The organism is Compostibacter hankyongensis (genome assembly GCF_039541075.1).
GTDB classification, from domain to species: Bacteria; Bacteroidota; Bacteroidia; order Chitinophagales; family Chitinophagaceae; genus Compostibacter; species Compostibacter hankyongensis.
This window is the reverse complement of record NZ_BAABFN010000001.1, coordinates 373,449-388,833: the sequence shown is the minus strand read 5'-3', so window position 1 is coordinate 388,833 and position 15,385 is coordinate 373,449. Positions and strand designations below refer to the sequence as shown.

The 15,385-nt window shown below is 57.0% G+C and carries 13 protein-coding genes; 6 read left to right on the top strand and 7 right to left on the bottom strand.

The annotated features are described in order from the left end of the window. Positions 1 to 28: 28 nt before the first annotated feature. Both ABD851_RS01550 and ABD851_RS01545 read right to left on the bottom strand, forming a co-directional pair. Entirely contained in the window at positions 29 to 3,178 is a 3,150-nt protein-coding gene (locus tag ABD851_RS01550; protein WP_344974238.1) for a TAT-variant-translocated molybdopterin oxidoreductase, read from the bottom strand. A 93-nt stretch (positions 3,179 to 3,271) separates the two neighbouring features. Then, a complete protein-coding gene (locus ABD851_RS01545; RefSeq protein WP_344974235.1) occupies positions 3,272 to 4,516 on the bottom strand; it encodes a cytochrome c3 family protein in 1,245 nt (414 codons plus the stop codon). 280 nt (positions 4,517 to 4,796) lie between these two features. Between ABD851_RS01545 and purN the strand changes: the two genes are divergently transcribed. From purN to ABD851_RS01530, 3 genes are all read left to right on the top strand, one after another. Beyond that, the gene (purN, locus tag ABD851_RS01540; protein WP_344974232.1) at positions 4,797 to 5,363 is read left to right on the top strand and encodes a phosphoribosylglycinamide formyltransferase; all 567 of its coding nucleotides are present in this window, start codon (positions 4,797 to 4,799) and stop codon (positions 5,361 to 5,363) included. A 177-nt stretch (positions 5,364 to 5,540) separates the two neighbouring features. Further along, positions 5,541 to 6,206 (top strand): hypothetical protein, encoded by a 666-nt coding sequence (locus ABD851_RS01535; protein WP_344974229.1) that lies wholly within the window; start codon positions 5,541 to 5,543, stop codon positions 6,204 to 6,206. Positions 6,207 to 6,256: 50 nt separating this feature from the next. Continuing rightward, positions 6,257 to 6,880: an SCO family protein gene (locus ABD851_RS01530; protein ID WP_344974226.1), complete on the top strand. Its 624-nt coding sequence runs from the start codon at positions 6,257 to 6,259 to the stop codon at positions 6,878 to 6,880. A 25-nt stretch (positions 6,881 to 6,905) separates the two neighbouring features. Here ABD851_RS01530 and ABD851_RS01525 read toward each other — a convergent pair whose 3' ends face one another. Both ABD851_RS01525 and ABD851_RS01520 read right to left on the bottom strand, forming a co-directional pair. Further along, positions 6,906 to 8,630 carry a M3 family oligoendopeptidase gene (locus ABD851_RS01525; RefSeq protein ID WP_344974223.1) on the bottom strand — a complete coding sequence of 575 codons (1,725 nt, stop codon included), beginning with the start codon at positions 8,628 to 8,630 and terminating at the stop codon, positions 6,906 to 6,908. A 15-nt stretch (positions 8,631 to 8,645) separates the two neighbouring features. Beyond that, positions 8,646 to 9,221 (bottom strand): DUF5606 family protein, encoded by a 576-nt coding sequence (locus tag ABD851_RS01520; RefSeq protein ID WP_344974220.1) that lies wholly within the window; start codon positions 9,219 to 9,221, stop codon positions 8,646 to 8,648. A 103-nt stretch (positions 9,222 to 9,324) separates the two neighbouring features. Here ABD851_RS01520 and ABD851_RS01515 point away from each other — a divergent pair, with 103 nt between their 5' ends. Genes ABD851_RS01515 through ABD851_RS01505 form a run of 3 tightly spaced genes read left to right on the top strand, consistent with a single transcriptional unit; the run spans position 9,325 to position 12,135 of the window. After that, a complete protein-coding gene (locus ABD851_RS01515) occupies positions 9,325 to 10,572 on the top strand; it encodes a C40 family peptidase (protein WP_344974217.1) in 1,248 nt (415 codons plus the stop codon). A gap of 25 nt (positions 10,573 to 10,597) precedes the next feature. Further along, positions 10,598 to 11,722: a dipeptide epimerase gene (locus ABD851_RS01510; protein ID WP_344974214.1), complete on the top strand. Its 1,125-nt coding sequence runs from the start codon at positions 10,598 to 10,600 to the stop codon at positions 11,720 to 11,722. A 38-nt stretch (positions 11,723 to 11,760) separates the two neighbouring features. Then, positions 11,761 to 12,135, top strand: coding sequence for a chorismate mutase (locus ABD851_RS01505; RefSeq protein ID WP_344974211.1), 375 nt, complete (start codon positions 11,761 to 11,763; stop codon positions 12,133 to 12,135). Here the strand turns inward: ABD851_RS01505 and ABD851_RS01500 are convergent. From ABD851_RS01500 to ABD851_RS01490, 3 genes are all read right to left on the bottom strand, one after another. Then, a complete protein-coding gene (locus ABD851_RS01500; protein ID WP_344974209.1) occupies positions 12,129 to 12,341 on the bottom strand; it encodes a hypothetical protein in 213 nt (70 codons plus the stop codon). The two genes, ABD851_RS01505 and ABD851_RS01500, sit on opposite strands and share 7 nt — an antisense overlap. A 97-nt stretch (positions 12,342 to 12,438) precedes the next feature. Next, positions 12,439 to 13,548, bottom strand: coding sequence for an N-acetylglucosamine-6-phosphate deacetylase (gene nagA / locus ABD851_RS01495; protein WP_344974206.1), 1,110 nt, complete (start codon positions 13,546 to 13,548; stop codon positions 12,439 to 12,441). A 4-nt stretch (positions 13,549 to 13,552) separates the two neighbouring features. Then, positions 13,553 to 15,286 (bottom strand): DUF4091 domain-containing protein, encoded by a 1,734-nt coding sequence (locus ABD851_RS01490; protein WP_344974204.1) that lies wholly within the window; start codon positions 15,284 to 15,286, stop codon positions 13,553 to 13,555. Positions 15,287 to 15,385: the final 99 nt, after the last annotated feature.

Below are 15,385 nucleotides of genomic sequence, written 5' to 3'. Positions count from 1 at the left end.
TTTATCAATGGCCCCTCCGGCCGCTCTCTTACAGTACGTTCTGCGGTCCTTCCTGGAAGAGGTCTTCCGGATCCTTGTTCCGCACCTTGGAGAGATAGGTAACGTTGGGCAGGGTATGCAGTTCTTCGAGCACGCCGTAAAGCCGCTGGTTCTTCATCCTGATCTCGTATACCTTGCTTTCCTTATCGTTCACGTTGCCAAAGGCGATGGCATGGGTGGGACAAGCCTGCTGGCAGGCCGTCTGCGCCTCGCCGTCCTTCACCGGGCGGTCTTCTTTCTTGGCCTGCAGCTTGGCATCCTGGAGACGCTGTACACAGAAGGTGCATTTTTCCATCACGCCGCGGCCGCGCACCGTTACATCGGGGTTCAGCACCATGCGGGTCAGGCTTTCGTTCATTTCCAGGGTAGCGGGGTCGTCCCAGAGGTTGTCGGCGAAGCTGTCCGCGCCGTTCCAGTCGCGCCAGTTAAACCGCCGCACCTTGTAAGGACAGTTATTTTCGCAGTAGCGGGTACCGATACAGCGGTTGTATATCATCTGGTTGAGCCCTTCGTCGCTATGGCTGGTCGCGGCTACCGGGCAAACGTTTTCACAGGGGGCGTTGTCGCAGTGCTGGCACATCATCGGCTGGAATACCACCTGCGGGTCCTCGGGGTCCCCGGCGAAATAGCGGTCGATCCGCAGCCAGTGCATTTCGTGCCCGCGGGCCACTTCGGACTTGCCGACCACCGACACGTTATTCTCCGCCTGGCAGGCGATGGTACAGGCGCTGCAGCCGATACAGGTGCTGAGGTCGACAGACATGCCCCAGTGGATCCCCTGCGGATGATTGAATACGTCGGGGAAGTAGAGGGTGGCATCATCCCGGAAGTTTTCTCCGTATTTGCCTAACTCTTCCTTGCGCTCGTGCTGCAATTCTTCGGGATGTTCGATAAAATCCTTCAGCGTGGTCTCCCGGATGATGGGGCGGCCTTCGAAGCTGTTGTGCGACTGGGTAATGGCCAGCAGGTAGGTTTCGCCGGTATTGGAGACCTCAGCCTTGGGCGCGCTGTATTCAAAAGTGCCGCTGGTGGCATTATAGCTTACCCAGGGGTATACATTGGTACCTACGCCGGCAGCCGAGGGGCCGATATTCCGGCGGGCAGTCTTCAGCGCATCTCCGTTAAGCCCGTTTCCGCCGCGTCCATAACCTACGGCTACGGCCACCACTTCGGGGTGCATGCCCGGCAGCACCAGGATGGGCAGCTTCAGCTCCTTTCCGTTGACCTTCACGCTGGCCAGGGGCCGGTGGAAGTCCACTTCGTTGAAGCGGTTGACCACTGCATGCAGCTTCTCCGCCATGGCGGGAGAGATACACAGGTAGTTGTCCCAGGTACATTTGCTGACGGGGTCGGGCATTTCCTGCAGCCAGGGGTTATTAGCATGCCGTCCGGTGCCAACGCCTACTTTCTCATAAAATACGATCTCCACGCCGCCGCTTTTGGGGGTGGCGGAAAGAAGCTTGGCGGCGGCATCGTTGACGTCGGCGGCAAAGGCGGCCGTACCGAAGGCGGGAGCCGTTTTGGGCTCTGCCACCCCGTCCTGCAGGGACTGGTCCCACCAGGTCTGCCAGTCGCCGTTGCCATATTGGGGAAATATATTTGTCTTCCAGTAGTTCTGGATATAAGCCAGCGGATCGCTTTCGGCAGCACCGCTCCATTTCAGGAGGGTCTCCAGGAACTGCCGGGTTTTGAAAAGCGGGGCGATCCCGGGCTGCTGCAGGCTGTAATAGCCCGTTTTGGGTTCAGCATCTCCCCAGCTTTCGAGATAGTGATGATCCGGCGCGGCATATTTGCAGAGGCGCGTCGTTTCGTCCAGGTGATCGTTAAAGGAAACGCTGGCCGGTACCTTCTTGAGCGCCGCGGCAAACTTGTCGGCTTCGTAGTAGTCGTAAGCCGGGTTGGCGCCGTAGACCAGGAGCGTCTTTACGCTGCCGGACTGCATGTCGTTTACCAGCTGCTGCATATCGGCATCCACGCCCTGGCGGTAATTTACCGGCGTGTTCCAGTCGATCGTTTTTCCCCCGGCGCCCAGCATATCGTTGATGCCGTTCACCAGGATCTGCACCTGGGTATTGTTGGAGCCGCTCACGACCAGGGCAGCGCCCTGGCTGGCCGCGAGGGCCTTGGCGGCCTTTTTGATCCCGTCGGCTACCCTTTTGCTGGTCGGCGCGGGAGCGCCGGAGAGTGCCGGCCGGCCCAGGGTCTGGGCCACAGCATTGTACAGCCCCAGCACTACCGCAGGCAGTTCGGAGGGCTTATGGGTATAGCGGTAATCGGCATTGGAGCCGGTCAGGCTGACATGGCCTTCAAACTGGAAGTGCTGGCTCATCGAGGGGTTTTCCCCGCTGACGGCCCGCGCCTTTCCGTATTGTCCGGCAAACTCTACCGGAGACAGCCAGGTGCCCAGGAAGTCGGCGCCGATGCTGACGATGCATTTCGCATTTTCAAAATGATAGGAAGGAAGGGCTCTTTTGCCATAGGAGGCTTCGTTGGCCATCAGCATGCCGGCGTAGGAGACCGAGTCGTTCACGACATGCCGCGTGCCGGGATACCGGGCTATGAATTCGTTGATGGCCTGCTTTACGGAAGGGCTCAGGATGGAACCGGTCAGCAGGACGACGCCGCCGCCGGCCAGACTGCCCGCCACCTGCTTGTCCAGGGCGGCCCAGGTGGTTTCCTTGCCGTCTGCCATGGGGTAACGCAGGCGGGTAGTGTCATACAGGCTCAGCACGGAACCCTGTACCCGGGCAGAGGTGCCCCCGCCGGTAATGGAAGACAGGGTGTTTCCCTCTATCTTAATGGGGCGGCCATCGCGCGTTTTGATGACGATGGGACAGTAATCTCCGTCCAGCGCATAACTGGAAGCATAGTAATTGGGTATACCGGGCGTGATCTCTTCCGGCTTGTTGAGGTAAGGGATGGCTTTGCGCACCTTGATCTCACAGCTGGCGGCCACGGTGGCGGCCGTGATGCTGAAGCCCAGGTATTTCAGAAAATCCCGGCGCGGCGTAGTGGTGGAAAGAAATGCATCGGACTCCCCGAGCGGCAGCTCTTCCCTGAATTCGTTGTACATGGCTTTTTCATAGCCAGCCTCATCCTGCAGCTCCTCCAACCCTTTCCAGTATTTCTTCTGCTTCATGTTATTTATTGACGCTTACGTATTGTTACAGGTAAAAAAATTCTTCGTACAGCCGGGCGGAAATCTCCGTTAAGCATGCCGCGGCCCCTCATCTTAATAGTGGCATTTCTGGCAGTCGGTGCCGCCCTGCATCTCTACCGTTACGCTGTCTATCTGGTGATTCTTCAGCTGTTCGTGGTACTTGGTAAAGATGGAGTAATAGTTGTTTTCCTTAAACTGTACCTTGGTGGTGCGGTGGCAGTTTACACACCAGCCCATGCCGAGGGTGGCATATTGGTATACCTCGTTTTCGTCCTGGATATTGCCATGGCAGGTCTGGCACTGCACCTGGCCTACCTTCACATGCTGCGAGTGGTTGAAATACACATAATCCGGGAGATTGTGGATCTTGACCCATTCGATGGGGCGCCCGGGCTTGGTATATTTCTGCTGCTTCGGATCCCAGCCTGCATAATCGTAGAGCTTCTGGATCTCGGCGGTGCCGTCCACCATCTTACCTTCGGCGGTCTGCAGGGCATTCCCCGAATAGCTGCTGATGGCCTTGTGGCAGTTCATACAGATATTGGGAGAAGGAATCATGGCATGGCGGCTCTTTTCCGCACCGGCATGGCAATACAGACAGCTGATCTGGTTGATGCCGGCATGTACCTTATGCGAGTAAAAGATAGGCTGCTTGGGCTGGTAATTCTGATTATAACCTACGGTAGTAGCGGCATTGACCAGGAAATACCCGGAAAGGATAAACAGCACCACCACCACGAAGAAGATATTGCGTTTGTTGCGGTAAAAAGGAATGGGCTTGGGGTTGGGAACGCCTTCTTTGTCGTTGGCCAGCTTGTGCAGGCTGCTGTTGACCTGCATGAGGATCAGCGCAAGGATGGCCAGGATCAGGGTAAGGACGCCAAACAGCACGCTGTGGTTTCCCCCTTCGGCAGGAGCGCCCGAGGCGGCCCCTTCCGCACCGGCTGCAGGAGCGCCGGCCGGCTGATAGCTGTCCACATAGGCAAATATATTATCGATATCTTCCTTGGACAGCTGCGGGAAAGCGGTCATCTGCACCTTTCCCCACTGGTTGAAGATCTGGTTGGCGTAAGGATCGCCGCTGGCCACCACCTTGGAGGAATTGTGCACCCAGTCGTATACCCAGTCCATGCCCCCGGGTATATCCTTTACAACACCCTGCAGCGCAGGGCCTGTCATCGGCTTGATAGGGTTATGACAAGTGGCGCAGTTAGCCTGGAAGAGGGTCTTCCCCTTAGCTGCGTCGCCACCGCCGTCGGCAGCCAGGGAACTTTGTGCAAAAAGAAAGAATGATAGAAAGAGAAGAATACCCGGCAAAGCTTTACTACACGCGGTCCTATAAAGACGGTTAACCATTATAATAATATTGTGTACCTGATGATTTTTTGAAAAGCGCCACAAAAATAAGACAGAATGTTGACAATTCGGCTACAATTTTTAAAAATTCTCCCCCTTGCGGGCAAAGGATTTCAGCCGTTTTTGACCTTATTTAATTATTTTTTTTCATATCACTTTAAACCGGACATTTTATTGATTTGTATGGGCTTCCGCCGGAAAAAATGAGCGGCCTGAAATTTTTTTATCATCTTTGCCCGGCATGAAGCACATCGTCATTTTTGCCTCCGGTACCGGCAGCAACGCCGCGAAGATCATCGACCGTTTCAGGGAATCGGAATTGGCCCGGGTAAAGCTGCTGCTTTGCAACAACCCCCAGGCGGGCGTGCTGGAAACCGCCCGGCGGGAGGGCATTCCTGTCGCGCTGCTGGACCGTCACGATTTCTATCACACGGACCGTTATGTAAAGCTGCTGCAGGAGATGCCGGCGGATCTGGTGGTGCTGGCGGGCTTTCTGTGGAAGATCCCCGATAACCTGGTGCGCGCCTTCGCGGGAAAGATGATCAACCTGCATCCCGCCCTGCTGCCCAAATACGGCGGGAAGGGCATGTACGGCGAGCGGGTGCATACGGCCGTTATCGCGGCGGGAGACACCGAAAGCGGCATCACCATCCATTATGTAAATGACCAATATGACGACGGGGAGATCATCCTGCAGAAAACCTGTCCCGTGCTGCCCGGGGATACCCCGGAGCTGCTGGCCGGGCGGATCCACAAGCTGGAGCATACCTGGCTGCCACAGGTGGTGGAGGAACTGCTAAGGGTTTGAAGTTTACGTCGCTCGCAAAGTTTTTTAGCGGTCTCCGTGAACGCTCCGCGTTTCTGGTTTGAGGTTTGAGATTCCGGAAAATGAACAATAGGAGGATTTTACATGCAAATGGATATAATAACGATTTGACCGGCCGGATTACCGGGATTTTCGTAACTTAACGGCGTCCGTTAAACCATGCGCCGCTATCTACTGTTTGCCTGCCTCGGGTCGCTTCTGGCGACCAACGCCGTACATGCCCAGTCCGCGAAGCGTCATACTTATTTTAAGCTGAACCCCACCACGCTCATCAATGAGCTGGACCTCTACCTCGAACAGGAGCTGAGCCCTTCCACCAGCCTCGAGATCGGGGCCGGAGGCATCTATACCGATTACTGGGACCGCCTGCTCAACCAGTTCGACTTCGGCCAGATCAAGCCCAACCTCAGCACGCGGCAATACCTGCAGGCCAAAGGAGTAGCCGGCCGGATCGGCTTTCGCTACTATATCATCGCCCCTGATTTTGACAACCTGAGGGCCCGCGGTACCTATTTCGAACCCCTGCTGCTGTTCAAGCAGGTCTGGTATCCCACCGACCATAAAACCATCGACGAAGAAAAATATCCCGAAAACGGCAACAAAAGGATCTGGGGATTGCAGCTGCTGGTCGGACGGCAACACCGCAACGGACGATGGATCATCGACAAGTATTTCGGTCTCGGCGTAAAAGCCAAAACCTACTCTTTTGATAACTACAAGACAAACAGCGCTACCGGCAAGGTCCAGAACGACAACGACCACACCACCAGCTGGCTGCCCAGCATACAGCTGGGCATAAAGATCGGGCTCGCCGGGAAACAATGAGCGGTCCGTCCGAATAACTTACCTTTGCCTGCGGAAAATCATTCCCGCACATGAATCGTAAAATAACGATACTGATCGTCTTCTTTGTGGTGCTGGCCGGCGCATTCTTCCTCTTTTTATTCAGGGGCACCGACTACGCCAAAAAGTCGCTCCCGGTCCTGGGTAATCCGGGTCACAAAGTGGGCGCATTCACCTTCGTCAACCAGGAAGGAGACAGCATCACCGAGAAAAAGCTCGATGGAAAGGTAAGCGTGGTGGAATATTTTTTTACCACCTGCACAGGCATCTGTCCCAAGATGAACCGGAACATGGACCAGGTCTACGAAAAGTTCAAGCACACGCCGGGCTTCCAGATCTTATCGTTTACGGTGGACCCTGCACACGACAGCGTGCCGGTGCTTGCCAAATACGGGGAACAATGGGGAGCGGATCCCCGGGTGTGGCTGTTCCTCACGGGCGACAGAAACGCCTTGTTCAAGGTAGCGGTAAATCAGTTTCTTCTCAGCGCGGCCGACTCCGCCGGAGCCACGGAGCAGTTTGTCCACACCCAGTTTTTTGCCCTGGTGGACCAGGACCGCCGCATCCGCGGCTTCTATGACGGGCTCAAGCAGGAGCAGGTCAGCCAGCTCAGCGATGATATCCGCGCCCTGCTGCAGGAGGAGAAGAAAGACTGAACGGGAGCCCCCGGCAGACCGGGCTTTACAACAGTTTTTCCAGCTCTTCCTGTACAAAATCCGCCAGCTCCTTTACATAGGCAGGCGAAAAGTCGAACCGGATACCGGCAGCCGCGTACAGCTCCTTTAACGGTTTCGTATATCCCAGGCTGAGCGCCTTCATATAATTGTCCAGCGCCTGCTCTCCTTTTTCACGGTACTGTTTCCACATGGCGATGGCGCCCAGCTGCGCAATACCGTATTCGATATAATAAAAAGGCACTTCGTACAGGTGCAGCTGCTTCTGCCAGCTGGCCGCACGGAAGTCTTCCAGGCCGCTCCAGTCCACCTGTCCGGTGGAAAATTCCTCCTGGATACGGTTCCAGGCAGCAGTGCGCTCTTCCGTAGTATGCTGGGGATGCGCATACACCCAGTGCTGGAATTTATCGATCGTAGCGATCCAGGGGAAAACGGTCAGCACCTGTTCCAGCTGCTGCAGCTTGGCACGGCGCAGGTCTTCCCCGTCTTCAAAAAATACATTCCAGTGATCCATCGTCAGCAGCTCCATGCTCATGCTGGCCACCTCGGCCATTTCCATGGGATATTCCTTAAAAGCGCTCAGCTCCAGGTCATGGCTCAGAAAAGCATGCACCGCATGCCCGCCTTCATGCAGGATGGTGGTCACGTCCCTCATCTGCCCGGCGGCGTTCATAAAGATAAAGGGCACCCCGCTTTCGGCCAACGGACAATTGTAGCCTCCCGGCGCTTTGCCCTTACGGCTTTCGAGGTCCAGACGCTGACGCTGCTGCATCACCCGGAGACAGTCGCCGAAGAAGGGCCGCAGCGCGGTAAAACAGCTTTCGGCCTTCGACAGCAGCTCCGCGCCGGTCTTAAAAGGCTCCAGGGGCTTTATACCGGCGGGCTCGGCGGCCGTATCCCAGGGCCGTAATACATCCAGCTGCAGCTTTTCCTTTTGCCGCAGCAGCACCTTTTCCACCAGGGGCAGCACATGCTGCCGGATGGCTTCGTGAAACCGGAAACAGTCCTCCGGCGTATAGTCGAACCGCCCCAGCGCCCGGAACTTATAATCGCGGTAACCGTCAAAGCCGGCATTGCGGCCGACCTGGTCGCGTTTCCGTACCAGGGCGGTATACAGCTCATCCAGCCGCTCCCGGTCTTTCAGCCGGCGATCCGCCGTTTTCCGGAACACTTCTTCCCGCAGGGCGCGGTCGGTATTTTCCAGGAACTTGGCTGCCTGCTGCAGGGTATACTCTTTATCATTGACCGTGATGGTCATCGCCCCCGTGATCTGCCCGTATTGCTGCTGCTGCACGTTCAGCTCGGCCTGCAGGGGAATATTTTCTTCGCGGTACAGCTCTACAGCGCTGCGCACGCCGCGGAGATAGGTAAAATACTTTTCGTCCTTCAGCCCGTCCAGCCCCGGCGATGCCAGCAACTTTTCATTCAGCGCATGCACATAGGGCTGCAGCTTGGGCTGTATTTCCATGCAGAAATACACAAAGGCTTCCTCGTACGATTTGTCCGTGGTATCGCAGGTCATCCGGATCTGCCGCCAGGCAGCGTCTTCCCCGACCACCGCATCCAGCTCGCTACAGTCCCTCAGCCACTGCTGCAGGGCTTCGGGGCTGCCGATCTCCCGCTGCTGAAGCGATTCAAAATAGGGTTGCAGCGCCTCCCAGGTCGTCACCCGGAAATCCGCCGGGAGAAAATGCCGGGGCAGCGGCTGTATGTCTGCGTTGGCCTGTATCATAATTACCGGTTTGAGCTATGCTTCCTTTTTCTTCCTTGTGCCTGCTTTCTTCGCGGGAGCGTCCGCCTCGGCTGCCTTCTTTGCCGCCGGCTTGGCGGTTTTCCTGGCGGGCTTTTTCGCCGGTTCCGCCGCGGGCGCTTCTTCCTGCGTTTCCGTTGCTTCGGCCGCTTCCGCCGCCGGGGCTTTCTCTTCCGTCTTTGCTTCCTCGAAATGCAGCAGGTCCCTAACTTTGAGCAGGGTATACCATTTCAGCATCTTCTTCATATCGCTCATGTATACGCGCTCTTCGTCCAGCTCCGGATAAACGGTCTTGAAATAATCCCGGATAGCCGGACCGTCGGCCTTGGCGTCCACGGGCGGATGCTCAGCCTCCGCCGCCTGCATGGCTTTGAAGATATCAGACAGGTTCACATTCTCCCCCGAGGTGAATACCTCGATGCTTTCCAGCGGGGTGAAATTATACTGGCGGGCAGCGGCAAAGCGGGTAGACTGGTCTTCCAGGGAGCGTATGATGGCGCCCTCCGGCTTGCTGGACAACAGCTGGTACAGCCCACCCAGGCCCGTTACAGATACGATTTCACGATATTGCATACAGTTTTTGGTTTTAAGGGGCACAAAGATAAAAAAATAAAACCGCCCGGGAACAGGAGGACGGAAACCCTTCAATTTCACAATTACTGTAGCTTTGTAGACTATGAGAAAGGGGGTGAAAACAAGTCTGGCGATAGCCGGGCTGTTCTTCGGATGCGGCCCGGTCTATGCCCAGACGGACGACGGGCGGATGAGCGATGCCGTACGGGACATCGCCGCCGCCGTTCATCAGCGGTTTGTGCCGGATGACCGCACCGATATTTTCCGGGTATGGGCGGAAGGGGAAGACTCCCTGCAGCTGCTGGCCGAAAGCACCCTGCCCCGGGCGCTGGCGGCATTCCGGTCGGCGCTGGACAGCGCGGGCATCCGGACCACGGTCCGCAATCGACTGCTGCCCGGGAGCGGGACCGGGAAAAAGACCTACGGTATCGTCAACCTGTCGGTGGCCAACAACCGGAAGCTGCCTTCCAACGCCTCCGAAATGGTTACCCAGATGCTGCTGGGCACGCCGGTACGGATCCTGAAAAAAGAAAAAGGCTATTACCTGGTCCGGACGCCGGACCGCTATATCTCCTGGACAGACGACGCGGCCGTGGTGCCGGTGGACGAAGCCGCGTACAGGGCCTGGGTACGAGCCCCCAAAACAGTGTATACCAAAGAATACGGTCATGCCTTTGCCGCACCTTCCGATACGGCCATGCGGGTATCCGACCTGGTACAGGGAGACATCCTGGAGGTGCTGGGTACCGAAAAGGGCTTTTTCCGCATCCGGTATCCCGACGGGCGTATTGCTTACCTGCCGGTGCGGGAGGCCATGCCCTACGAACGCTGGATAGCCCGCCCCGACCCCGACGCGGCTCAGATCATTGGCACGGCAAAGACCCTGACCGGCGTTCCCTATCTCTGGGGCGGCACGTCCATAAAAGGAATGGACTGCAGCGGGTTCACCAAAACCAGCTTTTTCCTGAACGGCATCATCCTGCCCAGAGACGCCTCACAGCAAGCGCGTGTAGGCGTTCCCGTGGACATCCTGGAAAACGATACCCTCAGCCTCCGCAAGTGCCTGCAGAACCTCCGTCCCGGCGACCTGCTGTTCTTTACGCCGGCAAAGGATAACCGTAACGGCCCGCCGCACATTACCCATACGGCCATTTACATGGGCGACGGCGTTTTTATCCAGGCGGCCGGAAGGGTCAGGATCAACAATATGCTGCCGGGGACGGAAGGATACGACGATTTCCAGAGCCGGCGGCTGGTCAGTGCCCGCCGCATCCTGGGCGCCACAGACAGTCCCGGTATCAGCAGGGTGGAACACAACTTTTTTTATACCGGCCAGTCGTCTCAAAAATAATCTCTATGTTTTAAAATATTCCGCCGTGTCAAACCGAAGAGATTTTATCAAGCATACCGGATTAATCACTACCGCCATGAGCATTGCACCCAAACTTGCCCTGCCCGGGAAAACCGGGAAGCCGGCCCGGAAGGGCCTTCAGCTCAGATACAAACCCTATACCCTGCAGCTGAAACATGTTTTCACCATTTCGAGCAATTCCCGGACCACCACCCCCGTGGTGCTCAGCGAGATCGAATTTGAAGGCGTCACCGGCTACGGGGAGGCCTCCATGCCGCCCTATCTCGGCGAATCCCATGAAACGGTACTGCGCTTCCTGTCCAAAGTAGACCTTTCGCAGTTTGACGATCCCTTCCAGACGGAGGATATTCTGGATTACGTAGACGGCATCGAGCCGGGCAACCCGGCGGCCAAGGCTGCGGTGGACATCGCCCTGTACGATCTTACCGGTAAATTGATGCAGCAGCCCTGGTATCGGATCTGGGGCTATGATCCTTCAAAAACACCCCGTACCTCCTATACGATAGGGATCGATACCGAGGAAGTGATCCGACAGAAGGTGAAGGAAGCCGCGCCCTACAAGGTGCTGAAGGTAAAGTTGGGATTGGGCACCGATAAGATGATCATCTCCACCATCCGGAAGCTTACCGACAAGCCGATCTGCGTGGATGTCAACCAGGGCTGGAAAGACCGGCAGTATGCCCTCGACATGGCCCACTGGCTCAACGAGCAGGGCATCATCTTTATCGAGCAGCCCATGCCCAAGGAGCGGGTGGACGACAACGCCTGGCTTACCGAACACAGTCCCCTTCCTACCATGGGCGACGAAGCCGTGCAGCGTCTTCCCGATGTCATGAAAGCCCATAAGGTGTACAGCGGCATCAACATCAAGCTGATGAAATGTACGGGCATGCGGGAGGCCCATAAGATGCTGACGCTGGCCCGGGCGCTGGACATGAAGGTGATGATCGGCTGCATGACCGAGACCTCCTGCGCCGTCTCGGCCGCCGCACAGCTCTCCCCCATGACGGATTGGGCGGACCTGGACGGGAACCTGCTCATCAGCAACGACGTCTACAAAGGCATGCAGGTGATTGACGGAAAAATAACGCTGAACCGGGAGCCCGGCATCGGGATATCCCCGCTTTGAGCAGGGAGACGACCCATTGAAAAATCAATTATTAACAGATGAAGACAAAATGGTATTATTCTGCCGCAGGCTTGATCCTCCTGTGCCTGCTGCAGGGCAGCCTGCATGCACAGGACGTTCGGGCAGACAAGGATAACGGCAACTTTCTCGAAAGCAGCCGGATGCAGATAGACTCTGTGGATCATGCCCTGATACAGCTCATTGGCCGGCGGGAGGATATCGTAAGAGCGATCGGCCGTTACAAGGCGGAAAAACATATTGCGCCGTTGCAGAAAGCGCGGTTCAACGAGGTGTTGGAACAGAGCATCGCGGAAGGAAAAAAGGCGGGGCTTTCCCCGGAATTCATAAAGACCCTGATGAACGCCATCCACGAAGAAAGTCTCCGGATAGAAAGAGACAGCACTGCTTACTGATGATGGCGCAGACGGCCACGTAGCGATTTTAATTGATGGTCGATATCTGCCAAAGGCTGTTTTTTCATGGCACCTTTATATTTTTTCGCCCAATTGACCGCAGGTAGCGACTTGCCCCTGCGCATGCAGATAAGCTTAAGGGTTTCCAAGGCACGTAAAAGCTGTAAAGCCTTATTATTCAATATATCTATGGTTACGGTCTGCATTTTTCTTCCTTTAATTATTAACATCGGATGATCAATACAAAAATAGAAGAACTCCGCGAATCCGGCAAAAATTCAGCCAGGCGGAGACAGATAAGTATCAGCACCGGCGGAACGCTCCGCCGAAGCAAACCCCGCTGAGGGCCATGTTCCGGTCGAACAGGATCAGATCCGCCCGGCAGCCGGGCTCAAGGGCGCCCCGGTCTGCCGATCCGATTACCGCAGCGGGATAAACAGTCGCCATTCTGAGCGCTTCCGGCAAGGCAATGCCGGCATGTTCCACGCAGTTGCTGACCGCCTGCAGCAGGGTGAGGGCCGACCCGGAAAGGGTGCCGTCCGGCAAGGTATACCGGTCCTTTTGCCGCACATGGATATAAAAACCCTCCCGGGTCTCTGCCACCGCATCCGTGATGAGAAATAGCCTGTCCTGCAGCAGCGCTTTGCTGACCGCCAGCGCGTTGTAATCCACGTGTATGCCGTCGGCGATGATGCTGGCGAAGGCCGTGCCGGAGCGGAAGGCCGCGCCGGGTAACCCGGTATCCCGGTGATGAAAGGGAGACATGGCATTGAACAGGTGGGTAGTGGTCCGGATACCCGCCGCATACCCTTTCATGGCTTCCGCAAAGGTGGCGTTGCTGTGCCCGGCAGAAACGACCACCCCGTAGTCGGTCAGCAGGGAGATCAGCTCAGGTTCCCAGCATTCGGGGGCAATGGTCATCATTTTTACAATACCCCTGCCGGCTTTCAGCAGCGTCTCCAGCTCTTTTCTTTCCGGCCGGCGCACATAGGCTTCGGGATGCGCTCCCCGCTTGGCCGTACTGATATAAGGGCCTTCCAGATGCAGACCCAGCAGGGCGGGATGAGGATGCTCCCCGGCTACCCGTATGGCCTCGTAAACGATCTCCATGGGATTGGTCGCCAGGGTAAGCATAAAGCCTGTGGTGCCGGTGAGGACAATGGCTTCTGCAACCGCCTCCAGCGCTTCCGGGGTAGGATGGTTGGAAAAAAGGTGTCCTCCCGCGCCGTAGATCTGCAGATCCAGCAGCCCCGGCGCCAGGTAATGCCCCCCACAGTCGATGAGCTCCGTGTCCGCGGGCAGCGATTCTATTTCCGTAAGGGCCCTTATATGCCCGTCTTCAATCAGCAAGGCCTGACCCTGGGAAATCCCGCGGCCCGTGAAGATAGCAGCATTGGTAAAAGCAGTCAGCATCGGTTTATTTTTTTGTGGCCGGACGGTTTAGTATCTGTTCCAGCGCATGCTGTATCCACGCCTCGTTTTTGGGGAAATCGGCATAGGAGTGCAGACCGGACAGCAACGAGTCGTCCGGGCTGATGCCGGCCGTTTGCAGCAGGGCGTAGTCCTGCAGCGATTCGGCAAATACCTCCCAGCGGACGGAGCTCAGCGGCCCGTCCGGACCGGGATAAACCACGAACGGATCCCCGTAGGCAATGCCCGGCCAGGAGCTTGCCGCACCTTCCTGATAAGGATCTTCCGTCTCTTCCCGGTCCAGCTTGTACCAGTAATTATAGCCCCAGTGGAGAAAACCCTGTGCTTTCAGGTGATAGAAAAGCCAGCCCGACATGCGGATCTTGGACAGCGGGGTATCATAGAACCGGTTGAGCCAGGGACCGCGGGGACCGGTGCAGAAGTAGACCCAGTGCGGGATATGCTCGCGGGTATACGCCGCGGCTGCATCGATCAGCGGCACGGGAATATCGGTGAGGTGCTCCCGCCCGTACCGGATATCGCTCAGGGCATCCATGACCTTCATCCAGGGAGCCAGCTCATGCAGGATCTGCCGGGCCTTTTTATAGTTCTCCACGTGCTGCCCCCCGGGCTCGTCCGACAAATGAAAATAAGAGTCCTCCAGGATGTCTTCCTGCTGCAGGAAATCGTGGAAGGAAGGCAGGAACTGCTTCAGGAAGTTGAGGTAGACCGGCGAGGTGGCGGACAGGTTTTCATCCCACAGCATCACATACTTGCCGTCCTTCTGCGCATAGACATGCATGGCGTTCTCCACGCCCCAGTACAACCAGAGATGCGCCCATTCGAACTTTTTGAACCCGATCTTCTTGCACATGTCGACGTACCGCCTGACCCGGGACCAGTCGAACCGGTATTTTCCGGGGCTGGGCTCATCCACGATCAGCAGCTGGCAAGGCTGTTTGAACACGGCGCGAAGCTCAAAGAAATGCTGTACAAAAGCCACATCCGTACCATGGTCATAAAGGTCTTTCATGAGCGCGCGGGCCAGCTGCCACCAGCGCTCGCTGTACAAATCGGTATGGTAATAGAGGCTGATGGCTTCGCCCCGTATCCAGTGGGTGACATGGAAGTCATGCCGGGGGCGGATCACCAGCGGGCTGATCTTTACCCGCACCGGAAGGATTTTCTCCTGCTTTTTTTTGTTTTCCTCCCAGGACATGCGCACCCGGTAGGTATACTCGCCGGGAGCAATGTCCGCCGGGATATGGAGGGTCACCCAGAACGAACGGCTGGCAAAGGGACCGGCCGTGGTCTTGGTCTGCGGGTACAGGGGATCCGGCACCAGGCCGGGCAGCATACCGACGCCGTCGGCTTCCGCCTGGGGCATATCCGTATTAAAATGCGGCATGGGCACCAGGCCTACCAGGCGGATCTCCGGCTTCAGGGCTTCCGCCCCGTCCAGGCTGCAGGAGATCGTGGCAGCATCGGTACCCTCGTTACGAAAGCAGACCTGGAAGGATATCTGTCTGTTACGGGCCGTAAGCAGATCCAGCTGCTCCCGGGTGCCGGAGGGCGACTGGGGGAAGACGCGCCTGAGGGAGGTCTCCAGCCAGCATACAATGCCGACATTGCTGGGGGCTTTCCCATGCGTATCCCGGGCAGAGGCGGCAGCCGGGTTGCCAGCGCAGATGAAGAGAAAGGCGCCCGTACAGGCGGCCAGCAAAAAACAAGCGATTTTCATATGGACAGCGTCTTTCACGGTTTCCGGTTTGAGATTTCCTATTTCCGGTTTGGGGTTTGTGGTTTCCGGTTTCTGATCCCGTAGGCTAAGGTCCAACGG